The sequence below is a fragment of the Brachybacterium kimchii genome (genome assembly GCF_023373525.1).
Taxonomy (GTDB): domain Bacteria; phylum Actinomycetota; class Actinomycetes; order Actinomycetales; family Dermabacteraceae; genus Brachybacterium; species Brachybacterium kimchii.
Genome location: NZ_CP097218.1, coordinates 290,444 through 310,512, shown reverse-complemented (window position 1 = coordinate 310,512; position 20,069 = coordinate 290,444). Strand labels below are relative to the sequence as shown.

At 73.0% G+C, this 20,069-nt stretch carries 18 protein-coding genes; 13 read left to right on the top strand and 5 right to left on the bottom strand.

Annotated elements, in window-relative coordinates; all coding sequences use genetic code 11:
- The first annotated feature begins 11 nt into the window (after positions 1-11).
- From M4486_RS01420 to M4486_RS01400, 5 genes are all read left to right on the top strand, one after another.
- Positions 12-1,601, top strand: coding sequence for an acyl-CoA carboxylase subunit beta (locus M4486_RS01420; protein ID WP_249479210.1), 1,590 nt, complete (start codon positions 12-14; stop codon positions 1,599-1,601).
- Positions 1,598-1,894 (top strand): hypothetical protein, encoded by a 297-nt coding sequence (locus M4486_RS01415; RefSeq protein ID WP_249479209.1) that lies wholly within the window; start codon positions 1,598-1,600, stop codon positions 1,892-1,894. The genes M4486_RS01420 and M4486_RS01415 overlap by 4 nt, the downstream gene beginning before the upstream one ends.
- Positions 1,895-1,926: 32 nt before the next feature.
- Positions 1,927-3,615 (top strand): DUF885 domain-containing protein, encoded by a 1,689-nt coding sequence (locus M4486_RS01410; protein WP_249479208.1) that lies wholly within the window; start codon positions 1,927-1,929, stop codon positions 3,613-3,615.
- Positions 3,612-4,259, top strand: coding sequence for a Maf family protein (locus M4486_RS01405; protein ID WP_249479207.1), 648 nt, complete (start codon positions 3,612-3,614; stop codon positions 4,257-4,259). Before M4486_RS01410 ends, M4486_RS01405 begins: the two co-directional genes overlap by 4 nt.
- 104 nt (positions 4,260-4,363) lie before the next feature.
- Positions 4,364-6,142, top strand: a complete 1,779-nt coding sequence (locus tag M4486_RS01400; RefSeq protein ID WP_249479206.1) for an acetyl/propionyl/methylcrotonyl-CoA carboxylase subunit alpha — start codon at positions 4,364-4,366, stop codon at positions 6,140-6,142.
- 31 nt (positions 6,143-6,173) lie between these two features.
- On the opposite strand, the gene M4486_RS01395 is transcribed toward M4486_RS01400, so the two are convergent.
- On the bottom strand, positions 6,174-7,664 hold the full coding sequence (locus M4486_RS01395) for an NAD(P)H-quinone dehydrogenase (RefSeq protein WP_249479205.1): 1,491 nt from the start codon (positions 7,662-7,664) through the stop codon (positions 6,174-6,176).
- Between the two features lie 40 nt (positions 7,665-7,704).
- Between M4486_RS01395 and M4486_RS01390 the strand changes: the two genes are divergently transcribed.
- From M4486_RS01390 to M4486_RS01380, 3 genes are read left to right on the top strand one after another with little or no spacing between them, the layout of a single operon-like run.
- The gene (locus tag M4486_RS01390; protein WP_249479204.1) at positions 7,705-8,529 is read left to right on the top strand and encodes a purine-nucleoside phosphorylase; all 825 of its coding nucleotides are present in this window, start codon (positions 7,705-7,707) and stop codon (positions 8,527-8,529) included.
- Positions 8,529-10,265 carry a phospho-sugar mutase gene (locus tag M4486_RS01385; protein WP_249481046.1) on the top strand — a complete coding sequence of 579 codons (1,737 nt, stop codon included), beginning with the start codon at positions 8,529-8,531 and terminating at the stop codon, positions 10,263-10,265. The genes M4486_RS01390 and M4486_RS01385 overlap by 1 nt, the downstream gene beginning before the upstream one ends.
- A complete protein-coding gene (locus M4486_RS01380) occupies positions 10,262-11,257 on the top strand; it encodes an alpha/beta fold hydrolase (RefSeq protein WP_249479203.1) in 996 nt (331 codons plus the stop codon). The genes M4486_RS01385 and M4486_RS01380 overlap by 4 nt, the downstream gene beginning before the upstream one ends.
- Positions 11,258-11,265: 8 nt before the next feature.
- Here M4486_RS01380 and M4486_RS01375 read toward each other — a convergent pair whose 3' ends face one another.
- Both M4486_RS01375 and M4486_RS01370 read right to left on the bottom strand, forming a co-directional pair.
- On the bottom strand, positions 11,266-12,312 hold the full coding sequence (locus M4486_RS01375) for a DUF4037 domain-containing protein (protein ID WP_249479202.1): 1,047 nt from the start codon (positions 12,310-12,312) through the stop codon (positions 11,266-11,268).
- Between the two features lie 44 nt (positions 12,313-12,356).
- Positions 12,357-13,034, bottom strand: a complete 678-nt coding sequence (locus M4486_RS01370) for a dihydrofolate reductase family protein (RefSeq protein ID WP_249479201.1) — start codon at positions 13,032-13,034, stop codon at positions 12,357-12,359.
- Positions 13,035-13,167: 133 nt separating this feature from the next.
- On the opposite strand from M4486_RS01370, the gene M4486_RS01365 reads away from it, so the two are divergent.
- Complete coding sequence (locus M4486_RS01365; RefSeq protein ID WP_249479200.1) at positions 13,168-13,908, top strand: VOC family protein; 741 nt, start codon at positions 13,168-13,170, stop codon at positions 13,906-13,908.
- A 25-nt stretch (positions 13,909-13,933) separates the two neighbouring features.
- Here the strand turns inward: M4486_RS01365 and M4486_RS01360 are convergent, their stop codons facing one another.
- Positions 13,934-14,698 (bottom strand): SDR family NAD(P)-dependent oxidoreductase, encoded by a 765-nt coding sequence (locus M4486_RS01360; RefSeq protein WP_249479199.1) that lies wholly within the window; start codon positions 14,696-14,698, stop codon positions 13,934-13,936.
- Positions 14,699-14,721: 23 nt separating this feature from the next.
- Positions 14,722-15,390: a deoxyribose-phosphate aldolase gene (gene deoC / locus M4486_RS01355; RefSeq protein WP_249479198.1), complete on the bottom strand. Its 669-nt coding sequence runs from the start codon at positions 15,388-15,390 to the stop codon at positions 14,722-14,724.
- Between the two features lie 203 nt (positions 15,391-15,593).
- On the opposite strand from deoC, the gene M4486_RS01350 reads away from it, so the two are divergent.
- The 4 genes from M4486_RS01350 to M4486_RS01335 all read left to right on the top strand — a co-directional run bounded on the left by M4486_RS01350 (position 15,594) and on the right by M4486_RS01335 (position 20,069).
- Complete coding sequence (locus tag M4486_RS01350) at positions 15,594-17,009, top strand: Nramp family divalent metal transporter (protein ID WP_249479197.1); 1,416 nt, start codon at positions 15,594-15,596, stop codon at positions 17,007-17,009.
- The gene (locus M4486_RS01345; RefSeq protein ID WP_249479196.1) at positions 17,006-17,791 is read left to right on the top strand and encodes a FadR/GntR family transcriptional regulator; all 786 of its coding nucleotides are present in this window, start codon (positions 17,006-17,008) and stop codon (positions 17,789-17,791) included. Before M4486_RS01350 ends, M4486_RS01345 begins: the two co-directional genes overlap by 4 nt.
- Before the next feature lie 93 nt (positions 17,792-17,884).
- Positions 17,885-18,895, top strand: coding sequence for an L-idonate 5-dehydrogenase (locus M4486_RS01340; RefSeq protein WP_249479195.1), 1,011 nt, complete (start codon positions 17,885-17,887; stop codon positions 18,893-18,895).
- Positions 18,896-18,947: 52 nt separating this feature from the next.
- Positions 18,948-20,069 carry an NUDIX domain-containing protein gene (locus tag M4486_RS01335; RefSeq protein ID WP_249479194.1) on the top strand — a complete coding sequence of 374 codons (1,122 nt, stop codon included), beginning with the start codon at positions 18,948-18,950 and terminating at the stop codon, positions 20,067-20,069.

The window sequence follows — 20,069 nt, the reverse complement described above, 5'->3', positions numbered from 1 at the left end:
CAGGAGGTTCCGTGACCGACGCCCCCCGGCCTCTGAACACGGCCGAACGACTCGCCGACCTGCAGAAACGCGAGGACCGAGTCGTCCACGCAGCTGACGAGGTCGCGGTCGAGAAGCAGCACGCACGCGGCAAGAAGACCGCCCGCGAGCGCATCACCGACCTCCTGGACGACGGCTCGTTCGTCGAGACCGACCGTTTCGTGACGCATCAGTCGCACGCCTTCGGGCTCGAGAAGCGCCGCCCCGACGGCGACGGCATCGTCACCGGATACGGCACGATCGACGGCCGCCAGGTGTGCGTGTACTCCCAGGACTTCACGGTCTTCGGCGGCTCGCTCGGCGAGGCCCACGGCCGCAAGATCCAGAAGGTGCAGGACCTCGCGCTGTCCACGGGCGTGCCGATCATCGGCATCCTCGACGGCGGCGGCGCGCGCATCCAGGAGGGCGTCGCCTCGCTCGCGATGTTCGCGGGCATCATGCGCCGCAACACCCGCGCCTCGGGCGTGATCCCCCAGATCTCGCTGGTGATGGGCCCCGCCGCGGGCGGTGCCGTCTACTCCCCCGCGCTCACGGACATCATCGTGATGGTCGAGAAGACCTCGCACATGTTCATCACCGGGCCCGACGTGATCCGCACCGTCACCGGCGAGGACGTCGGCTTCGAGGAGCTCGGCGGCGCGCGCACCCATTCGACGCGCTCGGGCGTGGCCCATTACATGGCGCCCGACGAGGACGACGCGCTCGAGTACGTCAAGGACGTCCTCAGCTACCTGCCCTCGAACACGCTCAGCCCGGCCCCGTCGTTCCCCACCCCGTTCGACGAGCAGACCACGGCGGAGGACCGGGGGCTGGACGACCTGATCCCCGACTCCCCCAACCAGCCCTACGACATGCTGCGGGTGCTGCAGACCGTGCTGGACGAGGGCGAGTTCCTCGAGGTCCAGCCCAGCTTCGCGCAGAACATCGTGGTGGGCTTCGGCCGCATCGAGGGCGGCAGCGTCGGCATCATCGCCAACCAGCCCTCGCACTTCGCGGGCACCCTGGACATCGACGCCTCCGAGAAGGCGGCGCGCTTCGTGCGCCTGTGCGACGCGAACAACGTCCCCGTGCTGACCTTCGTGGACACCCCCGGCTTCCTGCCCGGCACCGACCAGGAGTTCAGCGGCATCATCCGCCGCGGCGCGAAGCTGCTCTACGCGTACGCGGAGGCGACCGTCCCGCTGGTCACCGTGATCACCCGCAAGGCCTACGGCGGCGCCTACATCGTCATGGGCTCGAAGGACCTCGGGGCCGACGTGAACCTCGCCTGGCCCACCGCGCAGATCGCCGTGATGGGCGCCCAGGGCGCCGTGAACATCCTGCACCGCCAGAACCTCAAGAAGGTCGCGGAGGAGGGCGGCGACGTCGAGGCCGAGCGCGCGAAGCTGCAGACGGAGTACGAGGAGGAGTTCGCGACGCCGTACGCCGCCGCCGAGCGCGGCTGGATCGACAGCGTCATCGAGCCCTCCGCCACGCGCGTGCAGATCGCCCGCGCACTGCGCATGCTGCGCACGAAGCGCCAGTCGCTGCCCACCAAGAAGCACGGGAACATCCCCCTGTGAACGGGGGCAGCGCGCCGGGCGAGCCGGATCTGCGCGGCGGCCAGGCCGTCGCCGTCGCCGGCGGGGACGTGCGGCTGGTCGCCGGACGCCTGGCCGACGACGAGCTCGCCGCGATCGCGGTCGCCGTCTCCGCGATGAGCGTCGCGAGCCGCATCGAGGCCGGCGAGCGCGCGCTGGCCGACGAGCATCGAGGGGCGGCGGGAGCCTGGTCCGACGCCTCCCACAGCTTCCCGCGCTCCCACGCCCTGCGCGGCCTGCCCTCCGAGTCGGCCTGGATGTTCTCCGACCGCTGAGATCACGGCGGCTCCTCGCCTAGTCTGGCGTCATGACCTCCGACGCCCCCTCGCAGACCTCTTCCCCACGTGCGCGCACGGCCCTCGACGCCGTCGCCGACGAGCACGTCGCCCGCTCCATCGAGTCCGACCCGTTCCTCGCGACCTCCCTGGGCGTCCCCGGGCACGAGGGCGAGGTGACCGACTACTCCCCCGCGGCGAACGCCGCCCGCACCGACCAGGCCCGTCGGACCCTCGATCGCATCGATCGGACCCCCGACGAGGACGCGGTGGACGCGGTCACGCGCGCCGCCATGCGCGAGCGCCTGGGCCTCGAGATCGAGTTCGCGGACCGCGGTCTCGACGTCGCGAGCGTCAACAACCTCGCCTCGAACCTGCAGATGCGTGACGTGTTCGACCAGATGGCGACGGACTCCGCGGAGGACTGGGAGGTCATCGCCGAGCGCCTCGCGAAGATCCCGCAGTCGCTCGACGGCTGGGCCGAGTCGCTCCGCGAGGCCGCCGCCGAGGGGACGGTCTCCGCCCGTCGCCAGCTGGAGCTGGGCGCCGCCCAGGCCCGCGGCTACGCCGAGGACTTCTTCCCCGCCTTCGCGTGCGAGGCGAAGGGCGACGACGCCCAGCGCGAGCGCGTCCAGGAGGCGGCCGCAGAGGCGTCCCGCGGGTATCTGCGGATCGCCGATGTGCTCGAGTCCCTGCGCGAGCGGGCCCCCGAGGCCGACGCCGTGGGGCGCGAGCACTACCAGCTGGCCTCGCGCCTGTTCCTCGGTGAGGAGGTCGACCTCGAGGAGACCTACGCCTGGGGCATCGATCAGCTGCACGAGATCATCGCCGAGCAGGAGCAGGTGGCGAGCCGCCTGAACGCCCACTACGGTAACGACGGCGGATCCTCGATCGAGGCCGCCCGCGCCTCGCTCGACGCGGACCCCGCGCGGATCCTCCACGGCACCGATGCCCTGCGCGCCTGGATGCAGGAGAAGTCCGACACCGCGCTGCGCGAGCTCACCGGCACCCACTTCGACATCCCCGAGCAGCTGCAGCGCCTGGAGTGCATGATCGCCCGCACGGGCTCCGGCGGCATCTACTACACGGGCCCCAGCGAGGACTTCACGCGGCCCGGCCGGATGTGGTGGGACGTGCCGCCGGAGAACACGGAGTTCCGGACCTGGACGGAGACCACGACCGTCTACCACGAGGGCGTTCCGGGCCATCACCTGCAGGTCGGCACCCAGACCCTCCAGGCCGCGACGCTCAACCGCTGGCGCGCGCTGATGTGCTGGGTCTCCGGGCACGGCGAGGGCTGGGCCCTGTACGCCGAGAAGCTCATGGATTCCCTCGGCCACCTCGAGGACGACGGCGACCGCCTGGGCATGCTCGACTCCCAGCGCATGCGCGCGGGCCGGGTCGTCCTCGACATCGGCCTGCACCTCCAGCTGCCCGTGCCCGAGGGCCTCCCCGGGGCCGACGGCGGGTCCTGGACCTTCGACGCCGCCTGGGACTTCATGGCCCCGAACTGGGGCGCGAGCGAGGCCGAGCGCCGCTTCGAGCTGAACCGCTACGCGGGCTGGCCCGGCCAGGCCCCGTCCTATGCCGTCGGCCGCCGCACCTGGGAGCAGCTGCGCGCGCAGCACGTCCCCGCGGGCGGAGACCCGCGCGAGTTCCACCGCCGCGCCCTCGAGCTCGGCAGCCTTCCCCTGTCCGTCCTCAAGGAGGCCCTGGCATGAGCACGATCGACGAGTCCCTGCCCCTGCTCCTGCTCGCCTCGGGCTCAGAGGGGCGCCGCGCGACCCTCGAGCGGGCGGGCCTCGAGTTCGACCGGATGGCGGCCGATCTCGACGAGGACGCGCTGCTCGAGGCCGCAGGCGATCTCGAGCCCGCCGAGGCGGTGCTGCTGCTCGCCCGCGAGAAGGCCCACGCGGTCGTCGAGTCGTCCGAGGGCGGTTACGTCGTCCTCGGCTGCGACTCGATGCTCGAGGTCGACGGGGAGGTCATCGGCAAGCCCCACACGCCCGAACGGGCGACCGAGCGCTGGCGGCGGCTGCGCGGTCGCACCGCGGTGCTGCACAGCGGGCACTGGCTCGTGGACGACCGGGACGCCGAGGACGAGGGCACGGGCGCGACGATCGGGGCGACGGCGAGCGCCGAGGTCGCCTTCGCCGACCTCTCCGACGAGGAGATCGAGGCCTACGTCGCGACCGGCGAGCCGCTCGGCGTCGCGGGCGGCTTCACGATCGACGGGCTCGGCGGTCCCTTCATCACCTCCGTGACGGGGGATCCGCATGCCGTCGTCGGCCTGAGCCTCCCGCTGCTGCGCGATCTGCTCGCGCAGATCGGCATCGGCGTCCACGAGCTCTGGCGCGAGGGCTGAGGCCGCGCGCAGTGAGGTGCGCGGCGCGACGCGCGGATGGATTCGACGCGCGCTCCCGCTGAACTAGACTCGTCCCGATCATCTCCCCCGGAAGGACCCGCCCCATGGCATCTCGCAACTCCCAGCACCGCCCGTTCGGATCGGTGCTCATCGCCAATCGCGGGGAGATCGCGGTGCGTGTGGCCAGGGCCTGCAAGGACGCGGGGCTGCGCTCGATCGCCGTCTACGCGGACCCCGATCGCAACGCCCTGCACACCACGGTGGCCGACGAGGCCTATGCGCTGGGCGGCGAGACCGCCGCGAACTCGTACCTGGTCGTGGACAAGCTGCTGGACATCGCCGAGCGCTCGGGCGCCGAGGCCGTCCACCCCGGCTACGGCTTCCTCTCGGAGAACGCCGAGTTCGCGCAGGCCGTGATCGACGCGGGCCTGGTGTGGATCGGCCCGCCCCCGTCGGCCATCGAGTCGCTCGGGGACAAGGTCTCCGCGCGCCACATCGCCGAGAAGGCCGGCGCGCCGCTCGTCGCGGGCACCAAGGACCCTGTCGAGGGCAGCGACGAGGTCGTCGCGTTCGCCCGTGAGCACGGCCTGCCGATCGCGATCAAGGCCGCCTTCGGCGGCGGCGGCCGCGGTCTCAAGGTCGCCCGCGAGGAGTCCGAGGTCCGCGAGCTGTTCGACTCCGCGGTGCGCGAGGCGACCGCCGCCTTCGGCCGCGGCGAGTGCTTCGTCGAGAAGTACCTCGACGCGCCGCGGCACGTGGAGACGCAGTGCCTCGCCGATTCCCACGGCAACATCCAGGTCGTCTCGACCCGCGACTGCTCCCTGCAGCGCCGCCATCAGAAGCTCGTCGAGGAGGCGCCCGCGCCGTTCCTCAGCCGCGAGCAGAACGCCGAGCTCGTGGCCGCCTCGAAGTCGATCCTCGCCGAGGCGGGCTACGTGGGCGCCGGCACCTGCGAGTTCCTCGTGGGAACGGACGGCACCATCTCCTTCCTCGAGGTCAACACGCGCCTCCAGGTCGAGCACCCGGTCTCCGAGGAGGTCGCCGGTGTGGACCTGGTGCGCGAGCAGTTCCGCATCGCCTCCGGCGAGAAGATCTCCTCGACCGATCCGATCGCGCGCGGCCACTCCTTCGAGTTCCGGCTGAACGGCGAGGACGCGGGCCGCGGCTTCCTGCCCTCGCCCGGCGTGGTGAAGCTCTTCTCCCCGCCCTCGGGCCCCGGCGTGCGCGTGGACTCCGGCGTGCGCGAGGGCGACGAGGTCTCGGGCGCCTTCGACTCGATGCTCGGCAAGCTCATCATCACCGGCGCGACCCGCCAGGAGGCGCTCGAGCGCTCCCGCCGCGCCCTCGACGAGTTCCGCATCGAGGGCATGCCCACGGTGCTCCCCTTCCATCGCAAGGTCGTGAGCGACCCGGCGTTCGCGCCGTCGGACCCGAAGACCCCGTTCTCCGTCCACACCCGCTGGATCGAGACCGAGTTCCACAACGACATCCCGCAGGCCGCGCTGCCCGCGCAGCCCGAGGAGCCCGAGGGCCGCGAGTCCGTGGTCGTCGAGGTCGACGGCCGCCGCGTCGAGGTCAGCCTGCCGGCCTCCCTGCGGGCCCCGCAGCAGCCCGTGCGCCAGCGCCGCCGCGTCGGCAAGCGCCAGGCGGAGGCCGGCTCCGCGGGCGGCGCCGCCGTCACCGCGCCGATGCAGGGCACGATCGTGAAGATCATGGTCGAGAACGGGCAGAGCGTCGCCGACGGCGACCTCGTGCTCGTCCTCGAGGCGATGAAGATGGAGCAGCCCATCACCGCGCACCGCTCCGGGAAGATCTCGGGGCTGGACGCGGAGGTCGGCGCCACCGTCTCCGCGGGCGCCGTGCTCTGCAGCATCGAGGACTGAGAGCCCTCGCCCCTCGCGCCCGTGGAGCGGCCTACTCCCCCGCGGGCCGTCTCGCCGCCTCGGCGATCGAGCCCGTGAGCGAGGGGTAGACGGTGAAGGCCGAGGCGAGCTCCTCGGCCGTCATCCGCTGCGCGACGGCGAGGGTGATGGGGTGGATGAGCTCGCTCGCCCGCGGGGCCACGACCACCCCGCCCATCACGGTCCCCGATCCGGGACGCACGACGAGCTTCACGAAACCGTCCGTGAGCCCCTGCATCTTCGCGCGCGGGTTCGTGGCGAGCGGGAGCACGTGCACCTCGCCGTCGGCGCCGTCGACGAGCTCGCGGGCGCCGAGCCCGACCATCGCGATCTCGGGGCTCGTGAACACGGCCGAGGACACCTGCTGGTGGATGAGCGGTCCCACCGCCTCGCCGAGCGCGTGGTGCATGGCGATGCGCCCCTGCATGGCGGCGACGGAGGCGAGCGGATGGACGCCCGTGCAGTCCCCCGCCGCGTAGACCCCGCGCACGGAGGTGCGGGAGACCCGGTCGGTGTCGATGTGACCGCTGGGCCGCAGGCGCACGCCCGCCTCCTCGAGCCCCAGCCCGGCGGTCGCGGGGACCGCGCCGAGGGCCATCAGCACATGGCTGCCGCGGATCTCGCGGCCGTCCTCGAGGGTGACGACGACCCCTTCCGCGCTGCCGTCCCCGCCGTCGCCGTCGGCGACCCGCTCGCGCCGCGCGGAGGCGGCGCGGGAGCGGGAGCACAGCGTGACGCCGCGGCGGGTGAAGGCCTCCTCGAGCACGGCCGCGGCGTCCTCGTCGCCTCCCGGGAGCACCTGGTCGCGCGAGGAGACCAGGGTGACCTCGCTGCCGAGGGCCCGGTAGGCGCTCGCGAACTCGGCTCCCGTGACCCCGGAGCCGACGACGATCAGGTGCGAGGGCAGCTCGTCCAGGTCGTAGAGCTGGGTCCACGAGAGGATCCGCTCGCCGTCGGGACGCCCCTCGGGCAGCTCGCGGGGACGCGCGCCGACGGCCAGCAGGACCACGTCGGCGGGCAGCATCTCCACGGCCTCGCCGCCCTCTGCAAGCACCGCCACGTGCTCGGCGTCCTCGAGGCGTCCGCGGCCCGGGCGCACCACGACGCCGGCGGCTGCGAGCGAGGCCGCGATGTCCTCCGACTGGGCGCGGGCGAGGCCGCGCAGGCGCTCGTTCACCCGGGCGAGGTCCACCGTGAGCGACCCGGCGACGGGCTCCCCGGCGTCCTCGGCGTCGCGGATGCCGAGCCGGGCCGAGGCGCCGACGAGGTCGAGGACGTCGGCCGTGGCGACCAGGCTCTTGGAGGGGACCACGTCGGTGAGCACCGCCGCGCCGCCGATGCCGCGCTCCTCGACGAGGGTCACCCGGGCGCCGGTGCGCGCGGCCGTCAGGGCCGCCTCGTACCCGCCGGGGCCCCCGCCGATGATCACGACCCGCGGCGCCGAGCCGCCGTCGGCGCCGGTGCGGTCGGGGTCCGGGGGCAGTGCTGTGCTCGGATCGGCCATCTGCTCATTGTGGCCCACGAGCCGCCGTAGGCTGGGCCGCATGAGCGAACTCGACGTCGATCCCCAGGCCGCGGCCCGCGAGGCGGCCGCCCGCATCGCCGAACTCAGCGGCGTTCCCCGTCACGACATCGCCCTGGTGCTGGGCTCCGGCTGGGGCGGCGCGGCCGACCTGCTGGGAGAGACCGTCTGGGAGGCACCGGCGACCCAGGTCCCCGGCTTCCGCGCTCCCGCCCTCGCGGGGCACGTGGGGACGCTGCGCTCGGTCGCGATCGAGGGCACCGACGCCCACGCGCTGGTGATCGGCGCCCGCACCCACTACTACGAGGGCGCGGGGGTCGAGGCCGTGGTCCACGGCGTGCGCACCGCCGCGGCGACCGGCGCCGGCACCATGGTGCTGACCAATGGGTGCGGCGGTATCGACGAGTCCTGGGCGCCCGGCACCCCGGTGCTGATCTCCGACCAGATCAACTTCACGGGCGCGAGCCCGCTGCGCGGCGCGACCTTCGTGGACGTCACCGACCTGTACACCCCGCGCCTGCGGGACGTGGCCCACGAGGTCGACCCCTCCCTCGCCGAGGGCGTCTACATGCAGTTCCGCGGCCCCAGCTACGAGACCCCCGCCGAGGTCCGCATGGCGCGCACGATGGGCGCGACGCTGGTGGGCATGTCCACGGCGCTCGAGGCGATCGCCGCGCGCGAGGCGGGCATGGACATCCTGGGCATCTCCCTGGTGACGAACCTGGCGGCGGGCATCAGCCCGACCCCGCTCAGCCACGAGGAGGTCGTCGAGGCGGGCCGCGAGGCCGGCCCGCGCATCGCGGACCTGCTCGCACGCGTGGTCCGCAGGATCGCCGAGGCCGCGTGATGATCGACGCGCAGCTGCGCTCTCGCGCGCAGGAGTGGATGGACGACGATCCCGATCCGACGACGCGGGCCGCGCTGCGGGGCCTGCTCGACCAGGCGGACGGCGAGGGCCCGGAGGCGGAGGCCGCGGCCGAGGAGCTGGCCGACGCCTTCGACGGCACCCTCGCCTTCGGCACCGCAGGGCTGCGCGGCCGCATGGGCCCCGGCCCGCAGCGCATGAACCTCTCCGTGGTCTCCCGCGCCGCCCGCGGCCTGGCCGAGCACCTGCTCGGCGAGCTCGGCGGAGGCGGCACCGACGCGGCGCCGCTCGTGGTGATCGGGCACGACGCCCGCCACCACTCCGAGGCCTTCGCGCGGGAGTCCGCGGCGATCATGACGGCCGCCGGCTGCCGGGTGATCCTCTCCGACGGGCACTGCCCGACCCCGCTCGTGGCCTTCGCGACCCGGCACCTGGACGCCGACGCGGGGGTCGTCGTCACCGCCTCCCACAATCCCCCGGCCGACAACGGCTACAAGGTGTACCTGGGCGGTCGCGCGAGCGACGCCGACGGGCGGGGCGTGCAGATCGTCCCGCCGTCGGACGCGCAGATCGCCGCGCGCATCGCGGCCGTCGGCCCCGTCCGGGCGATCCCGCGGGCAGAGTCCGGCTGGGCGGTCATGGACCCCGCCGTCCCCGAGGCCTATCTCGAGGCCATCTCCACGATCCTGCAGCCGGACTCCCCTCGCGAGGCGCGCATCGTGCACACCGCCATGCACGGCGTGGGCGGGGCGACGGCGATCGCCGCCCTGCACCGGAACGGGTTCACGGACGTGCACTCGGTCGCCAAGCAGGCCGATCCGGACCCGGACTTCCCGACCGTCGCCTTCCCGAATCCCGAGGAGAAGGGCGCGATCGACCTCGCCCTCGAGCTCGCGCGGACCGTCGAGGCCGACGTGGTGATCGCGAACGATCCCGATGCCGACCGCTGCGCCGCCGCTGTCGTGGACCCGCACCTGGGCGGATGGCGCATGCTCACGGGCGATGAGCTGGGCGTGCTGCTGGGGGCGCGCCTCATGCGCGTGCACGGCACCCGCGGCGTATTCGCGAACTCGGTGGTCTCCTCCCGCTGGCTCTCGCAGGTCGCCGAGGCCGAGGGCCGCGGGTCGGCGACCACGCTGACCGGCTTCAAGTGGATCTCCCGCGCCTCGGGCATCGTCTTCGGCTACGAGGAGGCGATCGGCTACTGCGTGCTGCCGGACGTGGTGCGCGACAAGGACGGCCTGTCGACGGCGCTGCTGGTCGCGGAGGCGGCTGCCGACGCGCGCTCGCGCGGGCGCAGCCTCGTGGAGGACCTCGACGACCTCGCGCGGTCCACGGGACTCTTCGCGACCTCGCAGCTCTCGATCCGCGTCACCGAGCTCTCCGAGCGCGACGTGATGATGGCGCGTCTGCGCGAGCAGCCGCCCCGCTCGCTCGCGGGCAGCGTCGTCACCGAGGTGCAGGACCTCGCCGAGGGCTCCGTGGCGACGACTGGCCTGCCCCCGACCGACGGCGTGCTGCTCGCCACGGCCGACGACTCCCGCGTGATCGTGCGCCCCTCCGGCACCGAGCCCAAGCTCAAGTGCTACATCGAGGTGCACGAGGCGGTGGACCCGGAGGCCGACGCGGCAGCGCTCGGCGTCGTGCGGACGTCCGCCGCCGCGCACCTGGAGCAGATCACCCAGGAGATGCGGACGGCGCTGACCGGGGCGTCGTGAGCCAGAGCGGTCTGCTCCCCGTCGCCGACGGTCAGAGCATCTACTGGGAGGAGTGGGGCGCCCCGGACGGTGTGCCCGCCCTGTATCTCCACGGCGGTCCGGGCGGCGGGCTCGGCAGGAGCGGGTACCGCCACCGGTTCGACCTCGAGCGCACCCGGGTGATCGGCCTCGAGCAGCGCGGCTGCGGACGTTCGCTGCCGCACGCCTCGGATCCGTCGGTGTCCCTCGGGGAGAACACGACGCAGCACCTCATCGACGACATCGAGGCCCTGCGCGCGGCGCGCGGGGTGGAGAGCTGGATCGTCAACGGAGTGTCCTGGGGATCCACTCTCGCCCTCGCCTACGCGCAGGCCCGTCCCGAGCGGGTGCTCGGCGTAGTGCTGTTCGCGGTGACGACGACCCGCCGCCGCGAGATCGACTGGATCACCGAGGGCGTCGGGGCGATCTTCCCGGAGGCGTGGGACCGCTTCGCCTCCTTCGCCGAGGACGCGTGCATCGGATATGCGCGCGGCGAGGGCCGGGTCGTCGAGGCCTACGCTCGCCTCGTGAACTCCGCGGACGCGGCCGTGCGCGAGGCGGCCTCGCGCGAGTGGGCGCTGTGGGAGGACACCCACGTCTCCATCGGCACCGGCGGCATCGACACCCCGGAGCGCACGGGTTCTCCCCCTGCCGTCCGCCGCGACCCGCGCTGGGAGGACGACGCGTTCCGTCTCGCCTTCGTGCGCCTGACCACCCACTACTGGTCGCACGACGGATTCCTGGATCCGCCGCTGCTCGAGAACATGGCCGTGCTGGAGGGGATCCCCGCGGTGCTGATCCATGGTCGCCGGGACGTCTCAGGACCCGCCGTGACGGCCTGGGAGCTGCACCGCCGCTGGCCGGGATCGACGCTCGTGCTCGACGAGCAGGACGGACACGGGGGCACGTCCATGGTCGAGGCGTGGAGCGCCGCGAACACGAGGCTGCTCGACGGCGACCGCCGCAGATGCTGATCGCCCACTCATCCCGGCAGTCCCACAAGTGCCCTGCGCGCCGCCGCATCCGTGAGGATCGCGACGTTGTCGGTGCGCTGCTCGATGCTGCCGCGCCCCGGATGCAGCGCCAGGACCTCCGGCGAGCTGATGCCCTCGCGCAGCGTCTCGACGATGCGCGGATTCGGCTGCATGAACGGACGGTCCCAGAAGGCGACCGCAGCCGGCTCCGCGAACGGCAGACCGGCGCTCCGCTGGAGGCGCAGAAGCACGTCGAGCGACCGGGCGAGCGCCGCCTGTCGCTCGCGCCAGCTCGCAGCACGCATCACCTCGACGAGCGGTGCGGCGACCTGGTCACCGCAGTGCAGTCGCCGCAGCAGGGTGCCCCGCCACTTGGAGTACGGCGCCCACTGCTTCTCGAGCAGGAAGGCGAGATGCATGCACACGTCGACCATCCGCGCGGCGATCACCCGAGAGCCGAGGTCGTCCCCTCGCTGGCCCGCTCGTCCCAGGAGCGGCAGTTCCTCCTCGATCCTGGACCAGTCGCACGCGACGACGTACCGCCAGATCTCCTCGGGATACCAGCGCAGGCTCCGGCGCAGGGCTGTCATCTCGCCCGTCGTGTCGGTGAAGACCGCGCCTGCGGTGATCTCGAGGGCGGATTGGCCGGAGATCGAGAGCCACTCCGCGGCGTCCAGGCCCGTCCGCGGGTCGCAGCCGAGCCGCTCCCGGGCGAAGGCGCTCACGCTGCGGACCTCGACGTGATGCTCGGTGCACGCGCCGCCGGTGAAGGCGAATCGGGTGGGATGACCGGCGAACGACTCGGGCAGCAGGTCCGCGAGCAGGTCCCGCACCGGGACGACCATGTCCTCCTCGACGAAGAGGCTCAGGCGCAGCCCCCAGTCGTGGTCACGGGAGATCTCGTCGTCCAGGCCCAGCACGTCGGATCCCTGGCCGACCCTCCCCGCAGCGTGGGCGATGTCCGGCCAGCGCGTGAGGAGCAGCGGATGGACCACCCGGGTCCAGTACTCGCGTGCCAGCGCGATGCCGGAGGTCGGCGTGGAATCGGAGGACATGAGCCCATCATGGCCCGGTGATCGCTCGTCAGGTTCCCCGTCCGTCACGGGCGCCGCCGGTACCAGATCTGATGGGCGCGACCGCTGGGCAGCGTGACCGACTCGATGAAGAAGTCGTCGGAGGAGGGCAGGCCCCCTTCGAGCAGGCGCGTTCCCGATCCGATGGTGACCGGCACGATCGTGAGGTGCATCGTGTCCACGAGATCGGCCGCGAGGAACTCCCGCACGGTGCTCGGTCCGCCGCCGATCCGCACGTCCGTGCCCGGGGCGAGCTCATGCGCCCTCTGCAGGGCCTCGTGCGGCGAGGCGTCCAGGAAGTGGAAGACGGTGCCGTTCTCGAACGCGAGCGGCTCGCGCTCATGGTGGGTGAGCACGATGACGGGCGTGCGGAACGGCGGCTCCTCGCCCCACCAGCCGCGCCAGCCGTCATCGGTCCACGGCCCCGTCTGCGGTCCGAACTTGCGCCGACCCATGATCTCGACGCCGATGCCCTGGCCCCACAGGCTCGTCATCGCGGCGTCGAAGCTGAGGTCCTCGACCTTGTCGACGCCGTGGATGGCGCGGCCGTCGAACCCTCGGGTGAGCGCGATCGCCTCCCCGAACGGCTCCTCGAAGGTCACGTAGGAGCCTGCGGCGTACCCGTCGAGGGAGACGAACATGCCCTGCACGCGGGTCCGCGAGCCATCGGCGGAGGACGTGGGGTCGGTGCGATCAGCGCTCATGGAGCGAGTATGCGCGCCGCGCGGGTCGCGCGCGTGTCCATTCGTGCGGGCTCCTGACCGCGCTCTCCCGCGGGTCCTCCCGGCTGCTCGGAAATCGCTGGTCCGCCGCTCAGCGCGGGCATACCCTCGCGCCATGACCGGACTGGCACTGGACGGCATCGATGTCGACGCGCACTCGCCCGAGACGCTCGCTGTCTTCTGGGCCGCGCTCCTCGACCGCGAGGCGGCGCCCGGGACGGGACGCGACTGGTGCGTCCTCCCGCCCGACCGTGACGGCCTCCGCCTGCGCTTCGTGCCCACAAACGTCCCGAAGGCCTCGCAGAACCGCATCCACCTCGATCTCACCACCGCGAGCGCCCCGGAGATGGAGGCGACGATCGTGCGCGTGCTCCGCGCAGGGGGCCGACGGGCCGACATCGGGCAGGGCTCCGAGGACCCGCACGAGGTCCTCGCGGATCCCGAGGGCAACGAGATGTGCATCATCGAGCCGGGCAACGGATTCCTCCGCGGCACCGGGGTGATCGGCGCCGTCAACTGCGACGGCACCCACGCGCTGGGCGAGTTCTGGAGTGCGGCCCTGGACTGGCCGCTCGTCTGGGACGAAGGCGAGGAGACGGCGATCCAGTCGCCGCGCGGCGGCGCCAAGATCACCTGGTCGGGCACGCCTCTGATGCCGCGGCAGGGGAGGGACCGGATCCGCCTCGCCCTCCGCGTCGGGAACGCCGCGGAGCTGAGCACCGCGTGCGCGCGGCTGGAGCGCCTCGGCGCGCGCATCGCGTCCGGGGACGATCCTCTCCCGCCCGGGGCGACTTCGACGACGATGACGGATCCGGACGGCAACGAGTTCACCGTGCGCATCGCCCTGCCGCGATGAGCGCGCCGGCACGACCGGCGCGGTCTCAGCGCCCGCGGGCGGCTGCCTTCGCGAGCAGTCCCGCGGGGAGGAAGCGGGTGAGGCCGACGATCGCCCGGTAGCGACGGCTCGGCACCGAGACCGCCCTCCCGCGGGCGGCATCGCGCAGCGACTCCTCGACGACCCGCGGCGCATGGAGCCACATCCACCCGGGGATCCCCTCCTTGCCCAGGGCCAGGCCCATCCGGGCGTGGAACTCCGTGTGGGTGAAGCCGGGGCAGACCGCCGTGACCGTGACGCCGCGCGGCCGGTATCGGGCGTTCGCCCAGCGCGAGAAGCTCACGATCCAGGACTTCGCGGCCGAGTACGTCGAGCGCGGGGTGAAGGCGGCGACCGAGGCGATGTTCAGGATCGATCCCCGACCGCGCTCGAGCATGCCGGGGAGGACCGCATGCATCAGCCGCATGGGCACCTCGTCGTGCAGGCGCAGGTGGCGCACCTCGTCCTCGATGTCGTTGCTCTCGAAGGCGAGGGGCAGGCCGAATCCGGCGCTGTTGACGAGGGCGTCGACGGGACGCGACGGGTCCGCGAGCCGGGCGACGACGGCCTGCACGTCCGCGACCTGCGCGAGGTCCGCGGGAAGCACCTCGATGCCGTCGGCGCCGAGGCCTTCGAGCTCGGCCGCCAGCTCCTCGAGCGAAGCGGCCCGGCGCGCGACGAGGACCAGGTGGACGTGGCGACGCGCGAGAGCGCGCGCGTACTCCGCGCCGAGTCCCGCGCTCGCCCCGGTGATCAGCGCCGTCCGCGTCATCGGTGCTCCTTCCGGCGCCGTGCTCAGTACCCGGAGCCGGCCGCGTCGCCCGCGAGGACGCCGCGGGAGCCGGAGAGGCCGAGCCGGGAGGCGCCGGCAGCGACCATCGCCTCGGCGGCCTCGCGCGTGCGCACGCCGCCCGAGGCCTTCACGCCGAGCCGGTCGCCGACCGTGCTGCGCATGAGGGAGACCGCGTGCTCGGTGGCTCCCCCGGCGGGGTGGAAGCCGGTGGAGGTCTTCACGAAGTCGGCGCCCGCGCGCTCGGCCGCCTCGCACACCCCCACGATCTGCTCGTCGCCGAGGACGGCGGACTCGATGATCACCTTGAGCACGGTCGGGGCGGGGACCGCCTCGCGCACGGCGCGGATGTCGGCCTCGACGGCGTCGAAGTCGCCGGAGACCGCGAGGCCCACGTTGATGACCATGTCGACCTCGTCCGCCCCGCGCGCGACGGAGTCGGCTGCCTCGGCGGCCTTGATCGCGCTCTGGTGCTGGCCGGAGGGGAAGCCGCACACGGTCGCGACCTTCACGGTGGTCTCGACCGGGAGCATGGAGGGCGAGACGCAGATCGAGTAGGTGCCGAGCTCCTCGGCCTCGCGGGCGAGGGCGTCGACGTCGGCCCGCGTGGCCTCGGGCTTGAGCAGGGTGTGGTCGATCATCGGGGCGAGCTGATCGTTCGGGAGGTTCGTCATGACGCAGATTCTTCCACGCGCACCTCGAGGACGGGACTGCTCCCTCACACGCCGGCCCCACCTGTCTACCTGTGTGATAGGTTCGATTCGTCGTTCGGCGCCGCACGCAGGATCCACCCCGAGGGCATCTCCCCCGGTGACCCCGATGCGCGCGCCGCCGGGCCCGGCCATCCCCACCCAGTCCGTCCCGAGGAGTTCCGTCAATGTCGACGTCCGTGCAGTCGTCACCCCCAGAGCGCGCCACCCTGTCCGCGCGCGTCGATCCGTACCGGGTCGACGGCTCGCAGATCACCGATCCGCCGCGCACCTTCCGCGGCAAGCTGCGGTTCCTGGGACCGGGCATGATCACCTCGGCCGCCGTCGTCGGCTCCGGCGAGCTGCTCACCGCGACCACGCTGGGCGCGCAGGTCGGCTTCATGCTGCTGTGGCTCGTGATGGTCTCGACGTTCCTCAAGGTGTGGGTGCAGATCGAGCTGGCCCGCTGGTCGATCTCCACCGGCAGGGTCGCGATCGACGGCTACGACGACGTCCCTCCCCGCATCCTCAAGCGCGGCTGGATCTCCTGGCTCGTGCTGCTGATGTTCCTGCAGTTCTTCATCGGCCAGGCCGGCGTGATCAGCGCCTCCGCCTTCGCCTTCAGCTCCCTGATACCGATCGGCTCCGACCCCTATTCGCTGCTGTCCATCGGCGTGTGGGTCGCGATCCTCGTGGCCGTCGCCATCGGGATCCACGTCTTCAACCGCTACGCGGTCGTCGAGAACGTCTCCACGGTGCTCGTGCTCGTGGTGACCGCTTTCGCCGTGATCATGCTCTTCCTGCTCAACGGCACCGAGTACGCCTGGACCCTGGGCGACGTGGCCGACGGCATGCAGCTGCGCATCGCCGCAGGATCCGCCGGCGTCGCCCTCGCGATGTTCGGCATGACCGGCGTCGGCGCCGGCGAGACCACCGCCTACACCTACTGGGTCGTCGAGAAGGGCTACGCGGCCTGGACCGGCGTCGACGACGGCTCGCAGGCCTGGATCGATCGCGCCCGCGGGTGGATCTCCGTGATGAAGGTCGACGTCTGGGTCTCCTGGGTCATCTACACCTGCTCCACCGCGGCCTTCTTCATGCTCGGCGCGGCCGTCCTGCACCCCCAGGGGCTGGTCCCGGAGGGCAACGAGGTGATGGTGACGATCTCGTCGATCTTCGACTCGACGGTCGGCGCCTGGGGCGGGGTCGTCTTCCTCGCCGGCGCGGGCCTCGCCCTGTTCAAGACGATCCTCGCGAACGTCCCGAGCCTGGGCCGCCAGGTCGGGCACACCCTCGCGATCTTCGGCGCCTACGACTGGTCCGACCAGATGGTCCGCGACCGCTGGCAGAGGGTCATCATGATCGTGCTGCCCATCGGCTGGGGCGTTCTCGGCACGCTCGTCTCCTCGCCGCTGACCCTCGTGGTCATCGCGGGCATCCTCAACGCGATCTTCCTGATCGGCGCCGCGATCGCGACCCTGTACCTCGCGCGCACGCAGACCGCGCCGGCGATCCGCGACGGACGCCCCACCTCGGTGATGCTGTGGATCTCCGCGATCGCGATCATCATGGTGGGCGTGATCGGACTGGTGAACTCCCTGTGACCTCGACACCCGCCTGGGCCTACCTCTCGGACGACGGGACCGGCGAGGAGGGGACCGCCCTCAGCCGCGAGTCCCTGGCCGCCCGCGCCCGCCAGGCGCTGCTCGACCTCATCGACGACGAGGGGCTCGGGGAGGGCGACACCCTGCCCGCGACCGGCGCGCTCGCCGAGCGCTTCGGAGTCTCGCGCACGGTCGTCCGCGAGGCGCTGAGCGCCCTCGCGGCACTGGGCATCATCGAGATCACGAACGGGCGCAGCGCGAGCGTGCGCGCACAGGACCACTCCCTCATCCGCTTCTCCCTCGCGCGGGCCCTGCGCGAGTCCCCGGGCGGCGGGTTCACCGCCCTCATGGACCTGCGCGCCCCGCTCGAGGCGCGGGCGGCCCGCCTCGCCGCCGTGTCCCTCGCGTCCGACGAGCGGTCCGCGGACCGTCAGGGCCTCGCCGACCTGCTCCGGGAGATGGGCGAGGCGCTCGAGGACTCCGAGCGCTACCCGCAGCTGGACCTGCGCCTGCACGGCGAGATCACCCGGCTCAGCGGGAACCTCGCGCTGCAGAGCGTGCTCGACGCCGTGCGCACTCCCCTGTTCCGCGCGATGCAGGACCTGCGCGCGACGCGCGACACCCGCGGCCTCGTCGGCGCCGAGCACGCCGAGCACGTCCGCATCGTGGAGGCGATCCTCGTGGGAGACGCCCACGGCGCCGAGGCCGCCATGGCAGAGCACATGGAGTCCGTCGCCTCCCTCGATGCGCCGGCCGCGCCCGAGCACCCGCACCCGGGCTGAGCCCGCGGGGCCGCTCCCGCTCGTCCCGCGGCCCCGCTCCTGCTCCCCTCGCACTGCACTGCCACTCCACCGCTTCCTCGAAAGGCGAACATCATGCGCGCTCTCCAGCTCCAGAAGGCACAGGACCTCCGGGTCGTCGACCGCGAGATCCCCGAGCTCGGTCCCGACGACGTCCAGATCGACGTCGAGTGGGGCGGCATCTGCGGCTCGGACCTCGGCTACTGGCGCCACGGCGCGACCGGCACCGCCCAGATGCACCACCCGCTCGTGCTCGGCCACGAGGTCTCCGGCCGCATCCGCGCCCTCGGTCAGGACGTCGAGGGGCTCACAGTGGGCCAGGCGGTCACCGTGCATCCCGCGCGCACCACCGGGCCCCTGCCCGAGCGCCTCGTCGGACGCGACAACCTCCATCCCGACCTCACCTACCTGGGCTCCGCCATGCGCGACCCGCACACCGACGGCGGCTTCGCGCAGGTGCTGCAGGTGCGCGCCGCGCAGGTGATCCCGCTGCCCGAGGGCCTCGACACGCGCCGGGCCGTGCTCGCGGAGCCGCTGGGCGTCGCGATGCACGCCGTCCACCGGGCCGGCGACGTCGAGGGCGCGCACGTGCTGGTCAGCGGCTGCGGCCCCGTCGGCCTCCTGGTCATCCTCGCCGTGAAGGCGGCGGGCGCCGCCCACGTGACCGCGATCGACCTCGCCGAGCCCGCCCGTGCCGCGGCCGCCGCCGTGGGGGCCGACGTCACGACCGACGCCCCCGAGGGCATGGACGAGCGCATCCGCGTCGCCTTCGAGTGCTCCGGGGCGCCCGCCTCCCTCGACGGGATCATCCGCTGCATCCCCCGCGCCTCCACGATCGTGCAGGTCGGCAACCTGCCCGTGACGCCCGTGACGGTCTCCCTGGGCCCGATCGTCTCCGAGGAGATCGACTACCGCGGCACCTTCCGGTTCGTCGCCGAGATCGAGGACGCGGTGCGCCTGCTGGCCGGCAGCGAGACGGCGGAGCGCGTGATCAGCCACGAGTTCGCGCTCGACGAGGCCGAGGCCGCCTTCACCACCGCCGCGACCGATCCCACGAGCAGCAAGGTGATCCTGCGCATCGGCTGAGCGGGCGATCCCCGCGTCCTCGTCGGGGCCCGATCCCCTAGACTCGGACCCCATGACCGACCCCGCCGCCGCCCCTGCCCCACCCCGTCGGATCGTCCTGGTGGCGGGCCCCTCGGGCAGCGGCAAGGGCGTGATGACGCAGCGCAGCGGGCTGCCGCTCGTGCCGCTCGACGAGTTCTACCGCGACGGCGACGACGAGGCCCTCCCGCAGCGCTTCGGGATCGTCGACTGGGACGACCCCGCCTCCTGGAACGTGGGCGCCGCGCTCGAGGCGCTCACCGCCCTCGCCCACGACGGCCGCGCGGACATCCCCGAGTACTCGATCTCACGCTCGCAGCGCACCGGCACGCGCACGCTCGAAGTGGACGACGAGCGGATCATCGTCGCCGAGGGCATCTTCGCGGCCGAGCTCATCGCCCCGCTGCGGGCGGCGGGCCTGCTGGCCGACGCCCTCGTCGTCGACCGCCCCGCGCCCCTCGTGTTCTCCCTGCGCCTGGCCCGCGACCTCTCCCAGTCCCGCAAGCCCCCGCTCACGCTCGTGCGCCGCGGCTGGGGACTCGCCCGCGACCAGCGCGGCGACGTGTCCCGCTGGAGGGCGGCCGGGATGCGCTGCGTGGGTCTGCGCGAGGGCACCGCCCACCTGCGGGCGCTCGCGGACACGGCCCGCGCCGAGGCCCGGGCGCAGAGCCCGTCCCGCTCCGTCGGCGTTCCCGAGGCAGCCTCCGGGCCGGCATCGGGCGGGACCGGACCGGCCGTCCTGACCATCGCGGCGGTCTGCTTCCTGCGCGAGGGCCCGTCGGGGCTCGAGCTGTTCGCAGTCCGCAAACGCGGCACCGAGGCGTTCATGCAGGTCGGCGGCAAGCTCGAGCCCGGGGAGGACGCCCGTGAGGCGGCCGTCCGCGAGGTGATCGAGGAGCTCGACGTCGTGCTCGAGGAGGACGGCCTGGAGCTGCTCGGCGAGTTCGAGGCCCCGGCCGCGAACGAGGCGGAGACCATCGTGCGCGCGAGCGTGTTCCTCGCGCCCTCGGACTCCCTGCCGCGCGACGTGACGGTCTTCGCGGAGCTCGAGGAGGGCCGCTGGTTCCCCCTCGACGCGGACGATGCACCAGGGGTGCAGCTCGCACCGCTGATGACCGATCACATCGTGCCGCGCCTGCGCTCGCTGCTGGCCTGA